This window comes from Kribbella sp. NBC_00359 (assembly GCF_036097425.1).
Lineage (GTDB): Bacteria > Actinomycetota > Actinomycetes > Propionibacteriales > Kribbellaceae > Kribbella.
On sequence record NZ_CP107975.1, the window covers coordinates 1,851,440 to 1,872,578 of the forward strand.

General features: G+C 63.8%; 20 protein-coding genes, 1 tRNA gene and 1 pseudogene. 16 read left to right on the forward strand and 6 right to left on the reverse strand.

The annotated features are described in order from the left end of the window. Nucleotides 1-180: 180 nt before the first annotated feature. The 3 genes from OG876_RS09010 (at nucleotide 181) to OG876_RS09020 (ending at nucleotide 6,638) form a co-directional block, all read left to right on the forward strand. Complete coding sequence (locus OG876_RS09010) at nucleotides 181-2,142, forward strand: alkaline phosphatase family protein (protein ID WP_328524335.1); 1,962 nt, start codon at nucleotides 181-183, stop codon at nucleotides 2,140-2,142. A 709-nt stretch (nucleotides 2,143-2,851) separates the two neighbouring features. Then, nucleotides 2,852-4,651, forward strand: a complete 1,800-nt coding sequence (locus tag OG876_RS09015; RefSeq protein ID WP_328522428.1) for an IS481 family transposase — start codon at nucleotides 2,852-2,854, stop codon at nucleotides 4,649-4,651. Nucleotides 4,652-5,468: 817 nt separating this feature from the next. Further along, on the forward strand, nucleotides 5,469-6,638 hold the full coding sequence (locus tag OG876_RS09020) for a helix-turn-helix transcriptional regulator (protein ID WP_328524336.1): 1,170 nt from the start codon (nucleotides 5,469-5,471) through the stop codon (nucleotides 6,636-6,638). On the opposite strand, the gene cutA is transcribed toward OG876_RS09020, so the two are convergent. Beyond that, nucleotides 6,540-6,956, reverse strand: a complete 417-nt coding sequence (gene cutA, locus OG876_RS09025; RefSeq protein WP_328524337.1) for a divalent-cation tolerance protein CutA — start codon at nucleotides 6,954-6,956, stop codon at nucleotides 6,540-6,542. The genes OG876_RS09020 and cutA overlap by 99 nt on opposite strands. A 203-nt stretch (nucleotides 6,957-7,159) precedes the next feature. Here cutA and OG876_RS09030 point away from each other — a divergent pair, with 203 nt between their 5' ends. The 3 genes from OG876_RS09030 (at nucleotide 7,160) to OG876_RS09040 (ending at nucleotide 12,328) form a co-directional block, all read left to right on the forward strand. After that, nucleotides 7,160-8,509 (forward strand): hypothetical protein, encoded by a 1,350-nt coding sequence (locus tag OG876_RS09030; RefSeq protein ID WP_328524338.1) that lies wholly within the window; start codon nucleotides 7,160-7,162, stop codon nucleotides 8,507-8,509. 215 nt (nucleotides 8,510-8,724) lie between these two features. Next, on the forward strand, nucleotides 8,725-10,626 hold the full coding sequence (locus tag OG876_RS09035) for an AAA family ATPase (RefSeq protein ID WP_328524339.1): 1,902 nt from the start codon (nucleotides 8,725-8,727) through the stop codon (nucleotides 10,624-10,626). Between the two features lie 610 nt (nucleotides 10,627-11,236). Beyond that, a complete protein-coding gene (locus OG876_RS09040) occupies nucleotides 11,237-12,328 on the forward strand; it encodes a hypothetical protein (RefSeq protein ID WP_328524340.1) in 1,092 nt (363 codons plus the stop codon). Nucleotides 12,329-12,419: 91 nt separating this feature from the next. Here the strand turns inward: OG876_RS09040 and OG876_RS09045 are convergent, their stop codons facing one another. Together OG876_RS09045 and OG876_RS09050 are read right to left on the reverse strand one after the other, a co-directional pair. Continuing rightward, nucleotides 12,420-12,932 (reverse strand): GNAT family N-acetyltransferase, encoded by a 513-nt coding sequence (locus OG876_RS09045; RefSeq protein WP_328524341.1) that lies wholly within the window; start codon nucleotides 12,930-12,932, stop codon nucleotides 12,420-12,422. Beyond that, the gene (locus OG876_RS09050) at nucleotides 12,929-13,717 is read right to left on the reverse strand and encodes a GntR family transcriptional regulator (protein ID WP_328524342.1); all 789 of its coding nucleotides are present in this window, start codon (nucleotides 13,715-13,717) and stop codon (nucleotides 12,929-12,931) included. The genes OG876_RS09045 and OG876_RS09050 overlap by 4 nt, the downstream gene beginning before the upstream one ends. Before the next feature lie 195 nt (nucleotides 13,718-13,912). Here OG876_RS09050 and OG876_RS09055 point away from each other — a divergent pair, with 195 nt between their 5' ends. The 10 genes and pseudogenes from OG876_RS09055 to OG876_RS09090 all read left to right on the forward strand — a co-directional run bounded on the left by OG876_RS09055 (nucleotide 13,913) and on the right by OG876_RS09090 (nucleotide 19,864). Then, on the forward strand, nucleotides 13,913-14,140 hold the full coding sequence (locus OG876_RS09055) for a hypothetical protein (RefSeq protein ID WP_328524343.1): 228 nt from the start codon (nucleotides 13,913-13,915) through the stop codon (nucleotides 14,138-14,140). 10 nt (nucleotides 14,141-14,150) lie between these two features. Next, nucleotides 14,151-14,567 carry a hypothetical protein gene (locus OG876_RS09060; RefSeq protein WP_328524344.1) on the forward strand — a complete coding sequence of 139 codons (417 nt, stop codon included), beginning with the start codon at nucleotides 14,151-14,153 and terminating at the stop codon, nucleotides 14,565-14,567. Beyond that, nucleotides 14,567-14,803, forward strand: a complete 237-nt coding sequence (locus tag OG876_RS09065) for a hypothetical protein (protein ID WP_328524345.1) — start codon at nucleotides 14,567-14,569, stop codon at nucleotides 14,801-14,803. Before OG876_RS09060 ends, OG876_RS09065 begins: the two co-directional genes overlap by 1 nt. Before the next feature lie 5 nt (nucleotides 14,804-14,808). Next, nucleotides 14,809-15,339, forward strand: coding sequence for a hypothetical protein (locus tag OG876_RS09070; RefSeq protein WP_328524346.1), 531 nt, complete (start codon nucleotides 14,809-14,811; stop codon nucleotides 15,337-15,339). A 115-nt stretch (nucleotides 15,340-15,454) separates the two neighbouring features. Beyond that, nucleotides 15,455-16,366, forward strand: coding sequence for an FtsK/SpoIIIE domain-containing protein (locus OG876_RS09075; RefSeq protein ID WP_328524347.1), 912 nt, complete (start codon nucleotides 15,455-15,457; stop codon nucleotides 16,364-16,366). A 115-nt stretch (nucleotides 16,367-16,481) separates the two neighbouring features. Continuing rightward, nucleotides 16,482-16,760 (forward strand): WhiB family transcriptional regulator, encoded by a 279-nt coding sequence (locus tag OG876_RS43985; RefSeq protein WP_442914164.1) that lies wholly within the window; start codon nucleotides 16,482-16,484, stop codon nucleotides 16,758-16,760. Continuing rightward, complete coding sequence (locus tag OG876_RS09080; protein ID WP_328524348.1) at nucleotides 16,757-17,893, forward strand: replication initiator; 1,137 nt, start codon at nucleotides 16,757-16,759, stop codon at nucleotides 17,891-17,893. The genes OG876_RS43985 and OG876_RS09080 overlap by 4 nt, the downstream gene beginning before the upstream one ends. A 16-nt stretch (nucleotides 17,894-17,909) precedes the next feature. After that, a pseudogene (locus tag OG876_RS43990) lies at nucleotides 17,910-18,407 on the forward strand (replication initiator); the annotation flags it as partial. A 15-nt stretch (nucleotides 18,408-18,422) separates the two neighbouring features. Next, complete coding sequence (locus tag OG876_RS09085; RefSeq protein WP_328524349.1) at nucleotides 18,423-18,605, forward strand: helix-turn-helix domain-containing protein; 183 nt, start codon at nucleotides 18,423-18,425, stop codon at nucleotides 18,603-18,605. Continuing rightward, on the forward strand, nucleotides 18,605-19,864 hold the full coding sequence (locus OG876_RS09090) for a tyrosine-type recombinase/integrase (RefSeq protein ID WP_328524350.1): 1,260 nt from the start codon (nucleotides 18,605-18,607) through the stop codon (nucleotides 19,862-19,864). The genes OG876_RS09085 and OG876_RS09090 overlap by 1 nt, the downstream gene beginning before the upstream one ends. A gap of 107 nt (nucleotides 19,865-19,971) precedes the next feature. Here OG876_RS09090 and OG876_RS09095 read toward each other — a convergent pair. The 3 genes from OG876_RS09095 to OG876_RS09105 all read right to left on the reverse strand — a co-directional run bounded on the left by OG876_RS09095 (nucleotide 19,972) and on the right by OG876_RS09105 (nucleotide 21,139). Next, nucleotides 19,972-20,047: transfer RNA gene (locus OG876_RS09095), tRNA-Thr, on the reverse strand. Then, nucleotides 20,010-20,465: an integrase core domain-containing protein gene (locus OG876_RS09100; protein WP_328526875.1), complete on the reverse strand. Its 456-nt coding sequence runs from the start codon at nucleotides 20,463-20,465 to the stop codon at nucleotides 20,010-20,012. Before OG876_RS09100 ends, OG876_RS09095 begins: the two co-directional genes overlap by 38 nt. Then, nucleotides 20,462-21,139, reverse strand: coding sequence for an IS3 family transposase (locus OG876_RS09105; protein WP_328524351.1), 678 nt, complete (start codon nucleotides 21,137-21,139; stop codon nucleotides 20,462-20,464). Before OG876_RS09105 ends, OG876_RS09100 begins: the two co-directional genes overlap by 4 nt.

Sequence of the window (21,139 nt, forward strand, 5' to 3'; positions counted from 1 at the left end):
GCATCGACCTGATCGAGAGCCGAAGAGAACGGCACCTGATCACGCTGGGCGCCACAGCGTGAGCAGGAACGTGAAGGAGACGCTGCAGACACAACGAAGCCCAGGCCACTGTTGCGACCTGGGCTTTGTGCGCCGCCAGGGACTCGAACCCCGAACCCGCTGATAATCGGACTGATCTGCTTGACGTTGCCGATCGTCGTCCGAAATTGCCGTCTGACCTCGGGGTTTGTGCCGAGCTCGTGGTTCGTCGATGCCTCTCTGTTCCTGACGGTGCGCGATGAATCCCGACCCGTAAGTCGCACTGGATCCCCGTCGCGCTCGGTGTCCCAATCGGCCACGGATGGCGGTTACACCGCGGCGTCGATGAGGTTCGTGGCGAGGAACTCGGCCGCTGGCACACCCCGCTTGAAATCGACACCGTGTCGCCAACGCCGTATCGATCGAAGTCGTCCGGTTGGGGTGATGGCGCGGGCCGAGCAGCGGGTTAGCGTCCTGTGGCAAGACCGACCGGCGCAAGGGCGTTCGAGCGTTGGTGATCCGTGCCGGTGGATGGGGGAGAAGATGACTGATGAGCAGACCCGAGCGGCGGCCGGAGGAGATGGTCCCAAGTTCGATCACGTTGTATCGGTGATGTTTGAGAACCGGTCCTTCGACAACCTGCTCGGTCGGTTGTACCAGCCGGGTGAGGTGGCGTCCTTCGAGGGCGTGCTCGGCAAGGAGGTGACCAACCCGATCCCGCCCTGGGCGGAGCATGGCGCGGACCGCAGGTTCGTGCCGTACGGGGTCGCGGCGAGCATGGATGTCCCCAACCCGGATTCGGGCGAGGAGTTTCCCCACATCAACACCCAGCTGTTCGGTGTGATCGACCCACCCGGCAATCGGGGCATCCTGTCCGAACACATGGCCGCGCCGTTCAACGCGCCCGGCGATCCGGACACGACGCCGACGATGGACGGGTTCGTTGCCGACTACATCAGTTCGTTCACCGCCGAGATGGGTCGCCAGCCTCGCTATGAGGAGTACGCGCAGATCATGACCGGCTTCACCCCCGAGCAGGTGCCGGTCATCTCGTCGATCGCCCGCGGGTTCGCCACCTTCGACCACTGGCACTGCGAGGTGCCTTCGCAGACGTTCTGCAACCGGTCCTTCTACCACGCCGCCAGTTCGTCGGGGCTTGTCATCAACGCACCGTACGACGCATTTCCCCTCCACAACGACGCAGAGACCATCTTCGAGAGGCTGGAAGCTGCTGGCCTGTCGTGGCGGGTGTATGTGGATCCGGGGATGCGGATGTCGGCGACCGGGATGATCCACGCCCCCCGGCTGTCTCGGTACTTCGCCACCAACTTCTCCACCCTGGCCGACTTCTTCGACGACGCCGAACACGGTCGACTGCCGGCCTACTCCTTCATCGAGCCCTGCCTGATCTACGCCCACAACGACTACCACCCCGCCATCAACGCCGTGCTTCCACAAATGTCGGTCGATCCGCCATCGTCCGTCCTGGGCGGGGAGGATCTGCTCGCGCGCATCTACAGCGCTGTGCGGGTATCGGAAACCGTGGGTGGGTCCAATTTCGCCAACACTTTGTTCATGGTCTCCTTCGACGAGCACGGCGGCACCTTCGACCACGTCGTACCGCCCCGGGCGGATCCGCCTGACAAGGCTGCCCCGGCTGGTCAGATGGGCTTCCGTTTCGACCGGGCCGGGATTCGCATCCCCACCCTGGCCGTGTCCGCCTACATCGACCCTCAAACGGTCATCAACAACGGCTACCGCAACACGTCGCTGATCGCGACCTTGCGGGAGCGCTGGGACCTAGGGCCTCCGCTGACCGCTCGGGACGCGACCGCGCCCAGCGTCGCGCCCGTCCTCACCCGCGCCACCCCTCGGGCGCAGGAGGATTGGCCCGAGGTCACGCCTCTGCCGGTGCCGCAACTGGCCGGCACGCCCGTGCCGCTGGACAAGCCGCTCCCGCCGCTGGGCAAGTACCTGCTCGGCACGGCCATCGCGCTCGACACCAAATACACCGGCCACCAACCCGCTATCGACCCCAAGACGGCGACCGGCCAGCAAGCCGACGACTACATGAACGATCGGACCGCCAGAATCTACCCCGGCCTCGTCACACACCCCACCTGACCAGACCGCGCCACGGCGACCCTCCCGCCGGACACGGATCCGTGTTGCCACGCGGGCCCGGGGGCCCCTGCCGACAAGGCTCGCGGAGTGACAGCCATCCCAGTACTCGCCCGAGATTCTTGACAGTTACGTGTCAGTCGCGCGGTCAGTCCTCCGCATCGCCCCGATAGCTGCCGACATTAGGTTCGGTGCGGTGCGGGTCAAGGGTCGAGCTTGCTCGATCGCGGAGCGACGCCGCAGGCGCCCTTGAGGCGTGCTGGGCCGAACCGCACTTTCCCATGATTGCTAGCGGGGCGATGCGGGAGCCTATGGTCAGTCGGCGGACCGACCTCAGCCGCGGACTGCGGCAGCCGGCCGATGGAGACAGCAACGCAAAGGACAGGGTGCCGATCGTTGATGGCGAGTTCGGCTGTCTTCGACCTGGCACCCTGTCGGCACGTGCGCGCCAAGCCAAGGGACGCGCCCAGAACGCAGCGAAGCGGAGGGGCGGGCAGGCGTCCCGCCCTGCGGTGGCGGCGCGCTTTCGGGGCCCTGAAGGGGCCCGTCTTGAAGACGTAGAGAAACTTGTCAGGAGGGGATGGAGTCATCGGCTGTCCTGTGCCGGGTGATGCTTGACAGTCGTGTGCCACCTGATGGTTGACGCTCGCCTTTGTTCGGTCAGTCTGTGTTCGACGTTTCCGTGGGGCGTCGGTGACTCAGGAGGCCGGGATTGGCGCTGGTTGCGTTGTCGGTGGTCGAGCAGCGGTTGGACGTGGTGCGGGCGGTTCTGGCGGGTGCGCGGGTGACGGAGGTGGCGGCCTCGGTGGGGGTGTCGCGGCAGACGGTGCACTCCTGGATGACCCGGTATCTGGTCGAGGGTGTGGCCGGGTTGGCGGATCGGTCGCATCGTCCGGTGTCGTGTCCGCATCAGGCGCCGGTTGAGGTTGAGGTGCGGGTCGCGGAGATGCGCCGGACGCATCCGAGGTGGGGCGCGAAGCGGATTCGGCTGGAGCTGCTGCGCAACCGCTCTGAGCTGGCGGTGCCCTCGGAGCGGACGATCAACCGGATCCTTGCCCGGCAGGGGTTGCTGGTCGAGCGACCACGGAAGAGGAGCCGGGACGCGTATCGGCGCTGGGAACGGCCTGGTCCGATGCAGCTGTGGGGGATCGACATCGTCGGTGGGGTGATGATCGTGAACCCGGTGACTGGTGAGGTCCGGGAGGCCAAGGTGGTGACCGGCGTGGACGATCACTCCCGGTTTTGTGTGATCGCGGCGGTGGTGGAGCGGGCAACCGGTCGGGCGGTGTGTTTGGCGTTCGCCCAGTCCCTGCAGCGTTTCGGGGTTCCCGACGAGGTGCTGACCGATAACGGCAAGCAGTTCACCGGCCGGTTCGGCAAGGGCGGTGAGGTGTTGTTCGACAAGATCTGCCGCAAGAACGCGATCACGCACCGACTGACCGCGCCGGCCTCACCGAATCAGAACGGCAAGGTGGAGAGGTTCCACCTGACGCTGCGCCGCGAACTGCTCGACGATCACCAGCCCTATCTGTCGGTGGCGGCCGCACAGGCCGCGGTGGATGGGTTCGTTGCCCGATACAACACCGACCGGCCGCACCAGGCCCTCGACGAGCGAGCGCCGGTGATGCCGGCCGACCGATTCCGCCCGGCTCCGCAGGATCAACGCGAGCTGCTGGAGCTGTGGCTCCCACCGCACCTCGCACCGGCAGAGCCCAGCGATCACGAGGTCGTCACCGACGATGCCGAGGTGCTGCCGGTGAGGCAGTCGTGGGCCGGTGGCCCGATCGAGTTCGACCGGATCGTGCCACCAAGTGGGAACCTGCAGGTCGCCGGGAAACAGTTCTGGCTCGGGCCACAGCGGGCCGGGCAGACGCTGCGGTTCTGGGTCGACGTGAACCTGATCCACCTGCTCGTGGGCGGTGCCCGGATCAAGACCGTCCGCTCACACCTGACCGTGAACGACCTGGCGAGACTGGTCGCCGACGGCGCCACCAACGCCGGGCCATCGCCGCTGCCGCAGATCGAGGGCAGCGACGCGATCGAGGTGGAGCGGATCGTCGCCCGCGGCGGCACCGTGTCCCTGGCCGGACACGTCCTGGTCGCGGCAGAACTCCTGGGCGGTCGCCGAGTCGGGATCCGCATCGAACCATCAACGCTGATGTTCTACGACCTCGACACCCGCGAACTACTCCGGGTCCGACCCAACCCGCTGACCATGGACCAGGCCCGCCGACTGCGCGGCAGCCGGCCCGCCGGACCACCCCCACGCCCATCGGTCGAACCCGTCCGGGTCCAGCGCCGCGCATCCAACTCCGGCGTGATCATGGTCTGCGGCCAAAAGGTCTCCCTCGGCCGCGCCCACAAGCATCAGACCCTGACCATCTGGGTCTCCGACACCACCCTGGCGATCGAGCTCGACGACGAAGAACCCCGCGTGGTCCGCCGCACCACCACCCTGCCGATCCGTAACATCAAGGCAGACCGGCCCCGGACGGTCCCCTCAATTTCCTAGGCGAGGCGTCAACCATCAACTGGCACGAAATCGTCAGGCATCAGGTGGCACACGACAGGGATGCGGGCGGTGCGTGGATTCGGCGTAGCATGCCGCAGAAGGTCACCGGTCGGCGCTGGTTGTCCGGCTTGGTCGAGCCGCACGAGTCAGGGCACCAGAAGCAGATGACGCGACCCCGGCTGTGAGGAGGTCAGCCGGGGTCGTTTGGTGGTGAGCGGGACGGGCGCGGATGCAGGGATCAGCACGCCGGCCCCGCCGATCAGGGGGTGATCCTCTGCCGCGGCTGAACGTGACGCCACTCCAGTCGGCGGTAGTTGCGGGTCGACATGCGAGGCGTGATCGGGCCGCGGGCCAGATAGGCCTCAACGCACCAAGGAAGGATCTGGCCAACGTGGCGCGGGTCGTACCCGTTCAGCCACACGCCGTTCCGCCGGTCGACCGCCACGGCTTGCCATGCCCACCGTCGCAACTGCCGATCACGGACGTTCCTCCGCCTAGTCATCGAGCCACTCCGCCCCCGTGTCGTCGCGGTGGTAGCCCTGGTGGTAGCCCAGCCGACATAGCCGCTTGGTCATCGGGTTGCGGCCTTCGCACGGGTCCGGCGGGGCGCTCCGGAGCTCCGGCCAACCGAGTCCGCTCTGCCGCTTGGGCTCGTCGCTGTCCCCTGCTCACTCGACGACGTCACCTACCGCCGACTCGACCATCGCTGTGTCAGCCCCTTCTGCCACTGGTACCTTCGTTCTGGGGTGTTGACTCGCCGCACCGCCCAGGTAACAACAAGTAGTTCGGGGCTTGGTGGGGCAGAAATGAGGCATCAGTGGGGCAGGCGCGACGGCTCTCGCTGGCTCAACGCCGTAAATCGGTCGGGCTGAGCCAAGACGGGCTCGCCCATGCCCTCGGCGTCGAGCGCTCGACGGTCGTTCGCTGGGAGGGCGGCCGAACCGAGCCGCAAGCGTGGGTGCGGCCTCATCTCGCGCAGGCGCTTCAACTGTCCGAGGAGCAGCTAGACGACCTGCTCCGCGCGGACACCGGTGGTCACGAGGCGGTGGATCGGCGCGTCTTCGCCGGCCTGGCGACTGCGCTTGCTCTCGCGCCACTCGCTCGGGCGAGGATGGGCAGTCAGGTCGGCGCAACGCAGATTCGCCAGCTCCGGCAGCGGACCGCGCGCCTGCGACGACTGGACGACCATCTCGGCGGCATGGACACATACGAGGTCTACACGTCTGAGATGGATGCGACGGCCAAGCTGATCAAGACGGCCAGCTACAGCACTTCAACGGCCCGGGCACGGACGGGCGTTTTCGCCGAGCAAGCGCAGATGGCCGGATGGGCCGCCTTCGACGCCGGCCGCTACGTCGAATCGCGACGGCACTACAAGACTGCGTTGTCGGCAGCAAAGGAGTCCGGCGATCCCGGCTTGGAAGGCAACTCGCTCGCGTTCATGGCCTACGAGAAGGCCGACACCCAGACCGCCGCAGAGTCAACGCGCGTCGCCGGCACTCGCACGACACCTCGGGTTCGCGCCTTGCTGCACGGGCGGCTTGCCTGGACCTACGCCGTCATCGGGCAGGTATCCACCACGGCGCGTGCCCTCGACGCCGCCGTAGCCGCGGTCAACGAGGCTTCACACTTCCCGGAGCCGGACTGGGTCTTCTGGGTCGACCCGCTGGAGATCGACATCATGGCAGGCCGCTGCTACGCGGAACTTGGCCGGCCAGCGCGCGCAGTTCCTTTGCTGGACGATGCTCTTTCGCGCTACGATGACAAGCATTCCCGTGACAAGGCCCTATACAGCACCTGGCTTGCTCACGCCTTGATGGATGCCGACGATCCCGAGCGGGCGGCGTACGTGAGCGAACACGCTATCGACCTCGCGTCGGGTGTCGGCTCAGTCCGTCCCGGCGAGCGACTGCGAGGCGTCCTTAGTCGCTTGTCCCGCTACGGCGGACCTGAGGTCGCAGCCGTGCTTGAGCGCGCCCGCGGCTAAGCTCTTCGTCGTTCGATCAAGCCAGTCGAGGTAGCCGGCGGAACCTGTGGTGATCGGGACGGCGCTCACCTCGGGATTGCCCCACGGATGGTTCTCCAACAGGTGGGCCTCAAGGTCGGCGTACCGGCGCTCCGTGGTCTTCAGCAACACCTGCCACTCCTCGCCCTCGCCGTACTGACCTCCATGCCAGAAGACCGAGACGACGGGGCCTACAACCTGCGCTCCCGCCGCGAGGCCAGCGCCCACCGCTGATCCGGCGAGCTGAACCGCCTCGTCACGATTCGCCGTGGCTGTTGAGACCTGCAAGTACCCAGACATGGCTCCGAGTCTAAGTCCAGGGGATCAGGTCGGGCTTCGTCTCACGGCCAGGCCGATCCGGTCGCACGGGTGCGGATACGGAAACTCGACCGTTCCCATAACCACCGGAGGTTGGTTGAGCAACTGTCTTAGCCCTCGTGGCAAGATAGCTTGCACGCCGCATCTGGGCCGCTCGCGCGGCTGCTGATCTCGCAAGGAGACCAATGACCGCAACAGCCCAGCAGACCTTGGCAGAACACTATCGCGCGCTGGAAGAACGGTGGCTGGTCTCCGACCGCAGCGGCGACTACAGCAGACTTGTTGTCCCTCAGGGCAACCTGGACGAACCATTTCACCGCTGGTTCCATCTGAAAGAAGCGTACTCCTCACAGCTCTTATCACGCCTCCTAAAGGACGCTGGCGTTAGCACGTGCAGTACAGTCTCCGTTCTAGATCCCTTCGTGGGCAGCGGCACTACAGTGCTGAGTGCAATCTCCCTCGCGAATCAATTTGATGTTGAGGTCACTGCCACAGGAATCGAGCGAAATCCGCTCATCTATACAGTCGCAGCGGCGAAGACGGCCGCGATAGTGCGCGGGACGACGCTCGTTGATAGCGTCCGAAAGGGCGCCTTGGCCGTCGAGAAACGATACAAAAAACTGCTATCTAAGCCGTCAGATCTCACGACACCATCAGTGACTCTCAACAACACCGCATACTTCCCTACCGAGAACCGAGTTAGCCTCATAGCGCTCGCACGAGCTATCGACGTCGAGTCGGACGAAGACGTGCGGAACATCCTGCGAGTGGCCCTTGCCGGGGCGGTCGAGCCAGCGGGACGAATGCGCAGAGATGGGAGGGCATTGCGGTTCATGCGTGAACGGAAACCATTGGATCCCAAGAAAACCTTCGATCAACTGCTCAGCCACTGTCTGACAGACCTCGAGGCACGTGCACCGATGGGAGCCGGAGTCACGGCGAACGTGGTACACGGCGATGGACGCTCCCCAGAGGTGCATGTTTCTCCGGCCAGCGTTGATTGGACCGTTTTCTCGCCACCATATCCGAACAATATTGACTACACCGAGGTCTACAAAACTGAGGCCTGGGCATTGGGTTTGTACGAAAGTACTTCACACATGAGAGACCAACGCCTGTCCACAGTGAGAAGCCATCCGAGCATCCAATTTCCGGACATCTACGCGTACCATGATTCCGACGCAGCCAGGGGAATTGGCGAGATAATATCTCCGGTGCTAGACGCCGTGCCGTCCGGCCGCTACGAAAAGGGTCGACGCCAGGTGATTGAAGGTTACGCCGACGACATGTTCGCCGTCCTGGCCGCATCCCGGCGTCTCACCAAAGAGAATGGCCGGTTGGCGTTCATAGTGGGAAACTCAGCCCATGGAACAGGCAACGAGAAGTTCGTTATAGCGGCGGACCTCCTGATGAGTGCCCTAGCGGAATTGGCCGGCTGGACAGTCGAGGAGATTCGGATCGCACGCTGGCCTCACAGGCGTGGTGAGGACCATAATCTGCGCGAGAGCGTCGTGAGCCTCGCACCCGCCCCTTAAGTAGCAACTTGTCAGCTAGATCGCAGCTCTCTCACCAGCTGTAAACCCTGTACGTCGTGACAACCTATCGCTAAGCTCTTAGCTGACCACAGTCGGCGCAGATCGCGCGGCGCAGATCCTTCCGCCAGGAGGCTCCCTTGCCGACCGAAACAGGTGCTATCCACCTCCCGAACGTGGACCGCCTCGTTATCAGACATATGACGTTGTATCGGGAAATGCCACTGGTCGATGTCGAGTTTGGCAATGGCGTCTTTTGCCTATCTGGCGCAAACGGCCTAGGTAAGTCAACATTTCTTGCCATTCTAAACTACGCCTTAACGGGCATCGTGGCCGACCCGGACCAGAAGTTCGCTTCACTTAAGGAATACTTTAGACACAGTCTCTCGTTCAGTCGGGATTACTTCACTGGACGAGTTAGTGAGCTTGATCGCGATACCGCCGAGGTGACAATTGAAGTCTCGGTCAACGGTGCGCACTACGTCGTCACACGGGGCATGTTCAGCCCCACATCCCTGCGCGCACTCACAATCGCAGGCGCCGACGGATCAGAGTTCGATGGCACCGCGGAGGACGAAGAAGACGCGCGGACTCTGCATGACCGATTCGCGGAATCGATTGTCGAGCGGTCTGGCCTCGCCACCTTCGAACAGCTGGTTTTTCTTCAACACTTCTTGCTAACTTTTGATGAGCGGCGACATCTCTTGTTCTGGGATCCAGAGGTTGCTCGACAAGCTCTGTACCTAGTATTCGGAGTAGATGGCACCCTAGCCAGCCAAGCGGACGAGTGGCTTCGCAGATCAGATCGGCTCGAATCTCAGGCGCGAAACGCTCAGTATCAAGCAACAACTGCGGCTCAAAAGATCAAGGAGCTGAGAGGACGCGTCGCTTCAGCCGCGCCAGAAGATGACGGACTGATCGAGCTGTATCAGGAGATCGTCGCGGTCTGCGACACCAGCGCGAATCAAGTTCAGGCAAAACTGCGCGCATCTGACGACGCGCGGCAAGCGTACACATCGGCGGCAGCGCGTCTCCACGCGATGAATGCGGATTACGATCGACTATTCTCATCGCAGTTTGTGCCCGGGGTTGATCCGCACGACCATCCCATCATCCAATCCCTGCTTGACGATGGAAAGTGTTCAATCTGCGGCAACAAGGGGAGCTCACTCGCAGACCACGCCAGAACTTGTCTCGACGAACGTAAATGCCCACTCTGTCTGTCTCCGATTGAGGACCACAGTCGTCGGAGCAACGAGGCATTCGAGCAGTTGGAAGAGCTAGACACAAAGATCACAGAAGTTCGTGAGGGCCTGAGGTCGGCGGAGGAAACGCTGCAGCGGACGCTATCAGAGGTGGATGAGGCCAAGGCGGAAAACGATCGCGCGCTTGCTTCGCGAGCGGAATTCGAGCGTCTTCATGGAGATATCACATTAGCGACCGACGACCACGGTCCGTCTGCGGTCACTGCGTTGATAGGACAACTGGAAGCGGAGCGTGCCGCAGCAGTCCAGCGGCGCAACGAGTTCCGTCGTAAACGCGATGAGTTTCGCGCCATGCTAGAACCCGTTCAGCGAGATCTGGCAACGAGGTACCTAGACGCTGAGAGAACCTTTCTTCCGCGATTTCAGCATCTTGCACATGAGTTCCTAGGCCTCGACCTCCAAGTTCGGATGGAGCAACGAGCCCGAGGGCCGGAGCTGGCGTTGACTATCAACGGCACGGCTCGCAGAATGACGACTCAGCTTTCTGAAAGTCAGCGATACTTTGTTGATATCGCGCTACGTATGGCATTGGCAGAGCACCTAAGCGGCGACGATGGGTCTGCTTGCTTGTTAATCGACACTCCCGAGGGCTCACTAGATATTGCCTACGAGAGTCGGGCCGGACGGATGTTTGGAAAGTTTGTTCGGGGCGACAATCGTCTCATTATGACCGCAAATATAAACTCAAGTAGGTTGGTCCAAGAGCTCGCGCGAGTCTGCGGTCCCACACTCATGCGGGTGGAGAGAATGACGGCGTGGACAACGCTATCGGAGGTCCAAGCGGAGTCCGAAACGTTGTTCGATGAGGCATTTGATGAGATCGAGCGGGCTCTCGCGTCCGGGGGACAGTCATAATGAGCGACAATACGGATGCCTCGTTTGATGCGCTCGCGATAACCGCTGCTCTCTCAGAGCGATTCGACTCCGCGAGCCTCGCAGAGGTCCAGACAGTTGCATACCTCGCGTGTCTCTTGAGTGTCTACGATGGTCGCCCAAGTGCAGAATGGGGCTACGGGTTTGCAACAACTGACACGATGACACCATTCTCGCCCGATCTGCTTGAGGCAATAGAACGACTGCGGAACTCGGGCCTGGTAAATCAGGATGGCGTGCGATACGCACCATCATCCCTGGGATCCGGGTGGCTGCAACGCTGGGCGAGTATGCGCAGGTTCGAATCTCGGACGCGTTATATCTCGGGAGCTACAGGCGCCACGGACGCTTTGCCATTGCCAGCACTGTCAAATGGTTTGCGAAAGGAGCCGCAAATTGCCTCCTCAATAGCGACAGACAGTCCGCGTGCACTCTTAGATGACTATGGCCGCATGACGCTCCACCAATACTTTAGGACATTGGAGGAGTCGCTGGGACCAGGTTCTGACCTGCTTATCCCGGCGGTTGTGTGGCTGACATTTCTTCTGAATGAAGATGAGACGGACCTGGCCGCAGCGGATGGGATTAAGGCATGATGCGAGATCTGGCCGCCCTATCAGACCTCGCGCGCGATCATTACCTAACTCAAATACGCGACAGGTTCGGCCAACCGGGCATCGATACTGTTCGCGCGCTGCATCCAGTCCTGAAGGACATATTTGAAGCAATCGATTACGAGTCAATAAGTGAGTCGCTGATTGTCTTCAAACTTCTCGGCGAGCAATCCGATCCATTAGACTTGGCGTCGGCGACTCTACTCGAGTCACCGATTGAAATTGCGGCCCTCAACACAGGCACTCTAACCATTCAGGTCCTAGCCGACGGTCGCTTAGCCGCCTGGAAGATTGAAAGCAACCCAGAGAATCTACCCCAGGATGCGATCATCTATAGGTACACCAAAACCGACGGAGAGCGCTTCTGGATTAATGGCTCAGAAGCCGAAGTCGCCTGGGGTCGTGGATACCCTCTGTTTGGTCTGCCCTTATTCAATGATCTTCAGACAGCACTAAGGCGCTACGCGACCATGGTTGCCCGGTCGAGTGAATGCCCAATCCTGCCCGAGGCGTGGCGCGAGCCAGCTAGAGTGATGTGGAAGGCAGGTCCAGAGTCACACATGCGTCGCTCTCTTTATCACTATCTCCGGGCAACCCTTCGAGACGGCAGGCCAGATGTAAATCAGGAATCGCCCGCTGATGATCGCAACCCCGTTGACATCACGGTTCGATGGGCTGATTCGAACCGGATCGGGCTTATCGAAATAAAGTGGCTGGGGAAAAGTGGTGAGCTAAATCCGCCGAAGCAGACCACGGAGTACACAGAGGCGCGCGCGAAGGATGGTCTCCGTCAATTGGTCGATTACCTAGAGCTGACCCGGGCTCGGGCGCCGCTTCATGATCGGCGAGGCTATCTGGTTGTATTCGACGGACGAAGAGCGAAGGTTAAGGCAGAGACTGTCGTCTGCGGACGAGACGACGGATTGAAGTATCAAGACAGCGAGATTGCCTTTGATCCGGACCACCTAGCACGGCATGATATGGGCGCACCAGTCCGTTGCTTCTGTGAACCAAATTGGGTTCACACGGCACCGTCGAAAGGCGGCGGCAAGAGTCCCGAGGTTGCATAACTTGCGGCTGGCTGGTGACCTGCGTGGTCAACGCCGATGCGGAAAGCACCGGCTCACATGCCACCAGATTCCTCGCTCGGCCGGAGCCTGGTCAGTTGGGTTGGCTCCCCGACCTCTGGGATAGCGCACCGGATGGGTAGTCGGCGAGGCCAAGCGTGCGGACGTGCTTGAAGCCGTTGTGGAGGTAGTAGTTGTGGAGGCCGACGTTGTCGGTCCAAACGTCGATGCGGAGCCAGTGGAGGCCGAGGCGATGGGCTCGGTGGCTGGCCCAGTCCATGATTTCGGTTCCTAGACCTGCGTGCTTGCGGCGGACGATGAGGCGGTGCATGTACATCGCCGGGTCGGCCTGTTCCTCGGGGGTCCAGAGGCGCGGGTCCGAGAAAGTGTCCAGGGCGACGGTGGCCATCGTGGCTTCGTTCTCGTCGCGGATCACCCAAGTCTCGCCGGCCTCGATGCTGGCGAGGATGCGGCGGTTCTGCTCCTCGGGAGTCGGCCAGGCGACCGCCCACTGATCGATGCCGCGTTGCGCGAGCCATTCGCTGGCCTCGGTACGTAAGGCCAGAATGACGCCCAGGTCGTCAGCGTCGGCTCGCTCGATGATCATGCTTCGGCACCCTCTTGCGCCAGGTACGCGCGCACGTCGCCGAGTTCGTAGATGACCCGGTTTCGGTCGCTGGCAAAGGTCGTCAACGTCAGCCGAAGCGGGCGCTTGTCGCTGTAGGTCGTGCGCGCATAGACGATGACCGGTGTACCCGAGCCGAGCTGGAGCTTGCGCGCCTCGTCCGGCGTCGGCATGCGAGCTGTGATCTCGTCGCGGTAGCCGATCTCTTCATGCCCGACCTTGGCCATCGCTCGAATCGCACCACCGGGGATGTCGTTCGGTACGACTAGGCCGGCCTGCTGGGCGATGTCCATCGGGTAGTAGCTGACCTGGATGCTGAGGGGCTGGTTGTCGGCGTACCGGACGAAGCCGCGGGACACGAGCGCGTCACCTTCGGCGACTTGGAGCCGGTTGGAGAAGTCGGGGCCGGCAACTTCGAGGCTCATGGCGAAGTCGCGGTACTCGGCATGCCGACCCTGCTCGGCCATCTCGGATTGAAAGGCGTCGGCCTGGTCGCTGGCGCGGCGATCGCGCGTCTCGGCCCACATGGCGTGGTAGTCGGCCATGATCCGCTCGCGCACGATGGTACCGCGCCCTGGCGTGCTGGTCACCATGCCTTCGTTCTGGAGCATGCCGAGCGCTAGCCGGGCGGTGTTTCGCGACACGTCATGCGCCGCCATGAGGTCTTGCTCGGTCGGCACGCGTTCGCCGGCCTTGATCTTGCCCGTGCGGATCTGCTCGCGCAGCTCGGCTGCGATGCGCTGATAAAGCGGTGCTGACGGTGCCATTCGAGGGAACCTCCTGGTTTGTACCAACCAATGGTCCCATCTTCCTCGACTTCACGCCCACCCCAGAGTAAAGATTGGTCTCGTACCAAACATTGGTATGAATCCAATGAAAGGATCAGAACCATCATGTATGCCGAGAAGGATCGTCGTTGAGTTCGGTGACACGTTCCCCACGGTCTGTTCGCGGTCTCCGAGGTGACTGCGGCTCGGGACTTCGAGAAGTCCACCAAGACCAACGCCGTTCAGACGATCGACGAGGACTCTGGCCTTCCGGTCTGGACCCTCGACGTGATGGACGGTGACCCCGAGGCACGCAAGGCGGACCGGACGTTCACGATCCGGATCATCACCAAGGTTCAGCCGGTCCTCCCGCCGGCGCTGCCGGGTCTGCCGTTCACGGCGATCGAGATGCAGGGGGCATGACCGCCGCGCCGTGGGTCGACACGCGGAGCTGCTCGGCTCCGGACGAGGGCCGTTCCCACCGCTGCCGGGCGCGGCAGGGCTGGAGCTTCCGCTGCATGGGCATCCGCGCGCCGAAGAACGTGCCCGGCTCGGGCGCGGCCGAGCAGAAGGCGGCCTGACCATGAGCGTCGCGGAGAGCGTCGACCCCGGCCAGTACCTGGCCTACCAGAACGGGCGCGCGGCATTCCTGCTGAGCGAGTTGCTGACGGGTGAGCCGAGCAAATTCGTTCGCTCCGAGGCGCGTACTTGGCTCAACCAGTACCAGGCGTGGCTCGCCGATTCCGACGAGGAGGGAGACGCCTGGGAGGACGGCTACGAGGACGAGGAAGACGAGATCCCCGCCGATCGGTCGGTCAACAAGGTCCTCTACTCGGAAGGGTGGCTGTGATGACCCCGTGGCGTGAAGCCACGCCCGGGGAGCTCTGCACCTGTGGGCGGCAGGCGCGGGAGGTCTTCGTTCGTGCGGACGGCGACGAGATCGGCTACTGCGGTATCGCGGACGGCGGGGAGAAAGACGGTCCATGCCCGTTCTGCGGCCTGCGCCGCCACTCCCCGGGTCCGTGTCCGAGGTACACCCTCCGGCCGCAGGTGATCCGTGATGACTCGCGACCGAACGGCGGCTGATCGACATGACGAAGATCAAGGGCAAGGAGGTCGGGACGGGTCCGGTGAACTTCCGGGCCCCCTCGGTCGCCATCCGGCTCAAGTGGGTCGTGATCTGGTACTGCTTGCGTGCCATGATCCGCGCGGCGGGCTGGCTGATCCGGCACCCGCTGTTCGTCATCGTGCCGTTGCTCGGGCTCAAGGCGTATCAGCTCTGGACTGGCGGCGATGCCTGGTTGGTCATTGCGACTGCGGCCGTACCGGCTTACCGGCCTGGCAGGTTGGCGCTGGCGGTGGCCCGACTCATTCGCGCAGCGGATCGTCTGGCGACTGCGTGGCTCACGGCGACGATTCTTGGAGTACCGGACCTGCTGGGATACGACGATGCGGGCGCTCAACCTCACGGTGCGCCTGGACGAACGGACGTATGTACCTCGGATCGTCAAGGTTCGATCGTCGGGCACTGTCGATCAGGTGACGGTCCGGCTGTTGCCGGGTCAGATCCTGACCGACTACGCCGAGCACTCCGAACGGCTGGCGCGTACCTTCGGCGCTGAGGACTGCCGCGTGCGTTCCGCGGCCTCGATGATCCCGGCATGGTGGCCGGGTGGCGCTGAGGGCTGGATGGCTCGCCTGTTCGCGTGGGCGTTGCCTCGCCGGACCGATCGTCTCGTGCTGTGGTTCCTGACCAACGATCCGCTACGCGAGGTTGTCGCCCCGATTCCAGCAGCCGATCCACCGAACTTCCAGGCGCTCGAGGTGGCGCGTCGGGAAGACGGCCTGATGTTCCGGCTTCGGCTGCTCTACACGCATCTGCTGGTGGCCGGCGTGACTGGCGCGGGTAAGGGCTCGGTGCTGTGGTCGATCATCGCGGCGCTCGCTCCGGGCATCCGGTCGGGGCTGGTTCAACTGTGGGTCCTCGACCCCAAGGGCGGCATGGAGCTCGCACCTGGCCGGCGGTTGTTCCACCGGTTCTGCTACGGCTCCGATCCAGCGATGGACGGCGCTAGCGATGCTGAGTATGAAGAGGCATTCGCCACCCTGCTTGAAGATCTGGTGGCGATCATGCGTCGGCGGCAGGGCAAGCTCCGCGGCTTGTCTCGACTCCTCAAGCCGAGTCGCGATGAGCCGTTCATTGTTCTGATCGCGGACGAGCTCGCGTCGCTGACGGCGTACGTCACTGACCCGGCAATGAAGAAGCGGATTGCCAAGACCTTCTCGCTGCTGCTGTCGCAGGGCCGTGCGGTTGGCATCACGGTGGTTGGCGCGCTGCAAGACCCTCGCAAGGAAGTGCTTCCGTTCCGGGACCTGTTCCCGACTCGGCTTGCGCTGCGGATGGCAGAGGCCGAGCAGGTTCGGCTGGTCCTCGCCGACGGTGCCCGCGAACGGGGCGCGCGTTGCGACAAGATCCCCGAAACCCTGCCCGGCGTCGGATACGGCGCCGTCGACGGCGAGACCGAACCCGTTCGAGTCAGGTTCTCCCACATCACCGACGAGGACATTGCCGACCTAGTCAACACCTACGCGCCGGACCTGCTCGGCGCCAGCGAACGCATCTCGACACCGGAAGGAGTAGCAGCATGACCGCACGGCGGCAGATCCCCTGTCAGCTCGTTCTCCCGCTGGTTCCCGGCCAATCTAGGAAGTCGCGGGCCTCGCTTGTGCAGCGGATTGACGTTCGCTGGCAGGAGAAGGCGTACTGCGCCGGCTACCTCGACACCGACGACTTCTACCCCGAGGACGAGGCGCGACGCGGCGTTCGTCGTCGACGGATCCCAAGGAACTCTGCGCCTTCTGCCCGGTCGTCCGGTCCTGCCTCTTTGCTGCGATCGTCGCCGACGAACAAGGCGTGTGGGGCCGTACGACGGAGGCCGAGCGGGATGCCAACCGAGAAGAGCTTGCCTTCGGCACCGATGTTGACCGCGCGCTGAGCGTCGTCCTCGACGGCCCGGCCGCACTGTGGAGGACAGCGGCATGAACCTCACCGCACAGACCACTCTCGACCGATTCCCGCTGGACGTTGTCCGGGACTTGGCCGTGACCAACGGCGTCTGCGTACGCCCGGTGCTCAACAGGGTGTTCGACACACAGACCGGCACCGACCGAGTGGTCGGGGTGTCGTGCGGTTCCACGCTGGTCAGCAAGTGCCCTCCCTGCGCCGAGGCGAACCGTCGTCTCCGCATGCAGCAGTGCCGCGAGGGCTGGCACCACGACACCGAACCCAAACCGCCGGCGGAATCGGCCGACGAACCCCACGACGAATCGAGCGCGGACGACGACGCGGAATCCACCCGTCGTGTTCGGTCGACCCGTCGACGCCAGGACGCCGCCGAGCTGCCCAAGGTCGAGATGGACAAGCGCACGGTCGGCGCGACGTTCACGGCTCCGAACGGCAGAACCTACCGGCCGTCGATGTTCATTACCCTCACGCTGGGCTCATATGGTGCGACGCACCGGCTACCCCACCATGTGCAGGGCAAAGGCATGGCGCCGTGTGAGTGCGGTGTGGTCCATGGCCGAACCTCGCCTCTGCTCTCGACCCCGGTCGACCCCGACACCTACGGCTACCGCCGAGCGGCCCTGGACGCGTTGCACTTCCCGAAGCTGGTCGATCGCTTCATGCAGAACCTTCGCCGCTGCGCGGGTTACAAGGCGCAGTACTTCGCAGTGGTCGAGCCGCAGAAGCGTCTAGCGCCGCATCTGCATGCCGCCGTCCGGGGCACTGTCGCCCGTGACACGGTGCGCGAGGTCGCCAAGGCGACGTACCACCAAGTGTGGTGGCCGAACCATCAGCGACCCGCCTACGGCTGCGCCTCAAACCCGGACATGCCCGATTGGGATGAGATGGCCGGCGCTTTCGTGGACCCGTCGACCGGTGCTCTGCTGCCGACCTGGGATCAGGCCCTGGACGACCTCGGCGCGGACCCGACCGCCCAACCTGCTCACGTCGTTCGCCTCGGCTCGCAGATCGATTACCAAGGCATCATCGCGGACTCTGACGCCAAGGTCGGCAAGGCAGTCGGCTACCTGACCAAGTACCTCGGCAGGGCGATCAGCGAGACCTACCGCGACGACCGGGACGAAATCCACCCGGCCCAGCTGCCCACATGAACAAGCTGCACGCTCACGTCCGGTCCTGCCCTGCTCGCCCGAGTGCGCCAACTGGCTCCGGTACGGCATCACCCCGAAGGACGCAGACGGCCACGTCGTACCCGGCGAATGCCCCTCCAAGGCGCACGACCGCGAACACCTCGGCCTCGGCGGTCGCCGCGTTCTCGTCTCCCGCCAGTGGACCGGCAAGACCCTCACCGAACACCGCGCCGACCGATCCGAGGTCGTCCGCCAGACCCTCGCGGCCGCCGGCGTCGATATGGAAGACCAGAACGAACTAGCGACTCACACCGACGACGCTGAGGCACCTCGCTTCATCTGGCAACCGATCCGGCCCGGCGAAGAACGCGGACCCCCTCGCATCCCGACACACAAGGAAGTCCTCGCCCAGGCCATCGCCACCCGCATCCGGTGGCGGACGCAGTACGAGCAAGCCAAGCAACGCGCCAACCCGCCAGGTGCACCACCGGACCACACCAATTCGGCAACTGACACCGCCGCGTCTGCGGCCTGAACATGAGGGATCACCATGCAAGACGTCAAGCTCCTGTACCGCGTCCCTGAGGTGGCCGAAGCACTCGGCGTCAGCAGGGCGAAGGTCTATCAACTCATCCAGTCCGGCGCTCTGCGCTCGATCAAGATCGACAGCTCTCGTCGGGTCAGACAGGCCGACCTCATGGAGTTCATTGCTGACCTGGACCGGGCCGCCTGATGGGGAAGCTCAAGGACGGCGTCATGAAGCGCGGCAAGACGTGGTCGTACGTCATCCGCGTGATCGATCCGGACACCGGGCTGAGCAAGCCCAAGTGGGTGGGCGGATTCGCGACCGAAGACGAAGCCAAGGAAGCCCGCGACGACGCTAGACGGGCGGCACGACGAGGTGAGTACGTCGACCGTTCGGCAATCACCGTCAAGGAGTACCTCGGCGATTGGCTCGACGCTCACGCCTTGGAGACCAAGCCGCGAACGTTGGCCGGCTATCGCTGGCTCATTCGGCAGTACGTCGAGCCGCGCATTGGCCGTCAGCGTCTCCAGGCAATCCGGCCCACCACGTTGACGAAGCTGTACCAGGATCTACTCAAAGGTGGTCGAGCCGATGGCAAGCCCCTCGCTAGGGCAACCGTCGACAAGGTGCACGCAGTACTGCGAAAGGCGTTCAACGACGCCGTGAAGTTCGAGGGTGTGCTCTCGAGCAACCCGGCTGACCGTGCGAAGCGTCCACGGCGCACCGCTCGGCCGTCTGTGGAGGTCTGGAACGCTGACGAGCTGCGCCTCTTCCTCGGCTTGATGGCGAACCACCGACTCCGGGCCTTCTATCGGCTGGCGGCGTATACGGGCGCGCGGCGTGGAGAGCTGCTCAACCTGCGATGGGCTGACATCGATTGGAACGCGCCGGCGGTCCGAATCCGCGGTTCGGTTGGCATCGTGGAGGGCGAACGGGTCGAAGGAACGACGAAGGGCGGTCGGGAGCGGATCGTGAGTATCGACCCCGACACGGTCAGGGAACTCAAGGCGCACCGACGACGCCAGATGGCGGACCAAGCCAAAGTCGGGGATGCTTGGCCTGACACCGGGCATGTGTTCACGACCGGGCTCGGGGAGCCGATCTACCCGGACACGGCTACCCAGCTCATGGGCAAGGTCATCCGTGCGTACAACACTCCTGATCCGAACGAGCCGACGAAGACGCACCTCCCACATGCGCGGCTACACGACCTGCGGCATGTTCACGCGACGTTGCTCCTCATCGCTGGGGTGCCGATGCATGTCGTCGCCGAGCGGCTGGGGCACGCTGACCCGGCGATCACTCTTCGGATCTACGCCCACGTGATCCGGACCCACGCGGCCGGGGTTGCCGGCATCTTCGCCGCTGCGGCGGCCCAGTCGGATTCTGCTAACGCCGAGCAGAACGAGGACGACGAGACTGACGAGGACGACGGGCCAGAGGCGTCCGCGCTGGTGCCCAGTTAGCAAGTGCGTTAGCAAACCTGCACCGTGAGCCGCGCCACGAGACAGCCCGGACATGCAGAACCCCAGGTCATCAGCCCTCTGACCTGGGGTTCCTCCGTGTGACGGAGTGGAGCCGCCTGTCGGAATCGAACCGACGACCTTCTCATTACGAGTGAGACGCTCTGCCGACTGAGCTAAGGCGGCGGGTGGCGCGGACGCCGAGGCAAGAGTGTAGCGGGAGGGTGGGGGTGATTCCGAATCGGATACCCCGCCCGGGCGGATCTGTCGGGAGCGTAGCTGAGTTGTGGCGGTCCGTGGAGGGACCCGGGAGCCGGTTGGCGGGCGGAGTCGGAGCGGACTGGGGCGGACTGGGGCGCAGAACTTGAGGGGGCCGGTCCACTGTGAAGTGGTCCCCGATTGTTGGACTGGCTGGGTAGAAGCCTAGGCCGAGGGCCTGGGTCCGGCATTGCACCGGGCTCAGGCCCTCGAGTCTTGTTGAGATCCGGTCGTTGTTGTACCAGTGGATGTAGTCGTGCAGCGCTGTGGTCAGGGCGTCGAGGCTCAGGTGGCGGACGTGGTGGAAGGTTTCTTCCTTGAGGTGTCCGAAGAAGTTCTCTATCACGGCGTTGTCGTAGCAGTTTGCCCTTGCGAGACATCGACTGGGTTGCCCCGGCCTGAGTCAGCAGGCGCCGCCAGGAGGCGTGCTGGTACTGGAATCCCTAGTCGGAGTGCACCAGCGGGGGCAGCGCCGTCGTCGAGGGTGGCCAGTGCTGCTCGCAACGAGCTGTTGGTCAGTTGCAGGTTGGGTGAGGTCTGGAGCGAGTAGGCGATGATCTGCCGATCGAACAGGTCCATCACCGGTGACAGGTAGAGCTTGTCGTCGCCGATGCGGAACTCGGTGACATCGGTGACCCATTTCTGGTTCGGTGCGCCGGCGGTGAAGTCGCGGTCCAGCAGGTTCGGGGCGACCTGGCCGGTCTGGCCTTGGTAGGAGACGTATTGCTTCTTGCGCCGGGATCGGCAGATCAGCCGGAGTTGTCGCATCAGCGTGAGCACGGTCTTCTTCGCGACCTGCCAGCCGGCCCTGACCAGCTCGTGGTGGACACGGCGATGCCCGTAGCGGGCGTGGCTCTTGGTGAACACGTCGGTGATCGCGGCCTTCAGCTCGGCTCGCGGGTCAGGGTCTTGCAGGCGGGCCTGGTGATAGAAGAACGTTGACCGGGCAAGCCCGGCAGCCTGCAACAACACGTCGAGGCGATGCTCGGCCTTGAGGGAGACGACGGCGCGAACCTTCAC

Excerpts from the sequence above, each read along its gene's own strand:
- cutA (WP_328524337.1), bottom strand. The coding sequence starts at position 6,956 with ATGTCTGGGTACTTGCAGGTCTCAACAGCCACGGCGAATCGTGACGAG.
- OG876_RS09030 (WP_328524338.1), top strand. The coding sequence starts at position 7,160 with ATGACCGCAACAGCCCAGCAGACCTTGGCAGAACACTATCGCGCGCTG.
- OG876_RS09035 (WP_328524339.1), top strand. The coding sequence starts at position 8,725 with ATGCCACTGGTCGATGTCGAGTTTGGCAATGGCGTCTTTTGCCTATCT.
- OG876_RS09040 (WP_328524340.1), top strand. The coding sequence starts at position 11,237 with ATGATGCGAGATCTGGCCGCCCTATCAGACCTCGCGCGCGATCATTAC.
- OG876_RS09045 (WP_328524341.1), bottom strand. The coding sequence starts at position 12,932 with ATGATCATCGAGCGAGCCGACGCTGACGACCTGGGCGTCATTCTGGCC.
- OG876_RS09050 (WP_328524342.1), bottom strand. The coding sequence starts at position 13,717 with ATGGCACCGTCAGCACCGCTTTATCAGCGCATCGCAGCCGAGCTGCGC.
- OG876_RS09065 (WP_328524345.1), top strand. The coding sequence starts at position 14,567 with ATGACCCCGTGGCGTGAAGCCACGCCCGGGGAGCTCTGCACCTGTGGG.
- OG876_RS09070 (WP_328524346.1), top strand. The coding sequence starts at position 14,809 with ATGACGAAGATCAAGGGCAAGGAGGTCGGGACGGGTCCGGTGAACTTC.
- OG876_RS09080 (WP_328524348.1), top strand. The coding sequence starts at position 16,757 with ATGAACCTCACCGCACAGACCACTCTCGACCGATTCCCGCTGGACGTT.
- OG876_RS09085 (WP_328524349.1), top strand. The coding sequence starts at position 18,423 with ATGCAAGACGTCAAGCTCCTGTACCGCGTCCCTGAGGTGGCCGAAGCA.
- OG876_RS09090 (WP_328524350.1), top strand. The coding sequence starts at position 18,605 with ATGGGGAAGCTCAAGGACGGCGTCATGAAGCGCGGCAAGACGTGGTCG.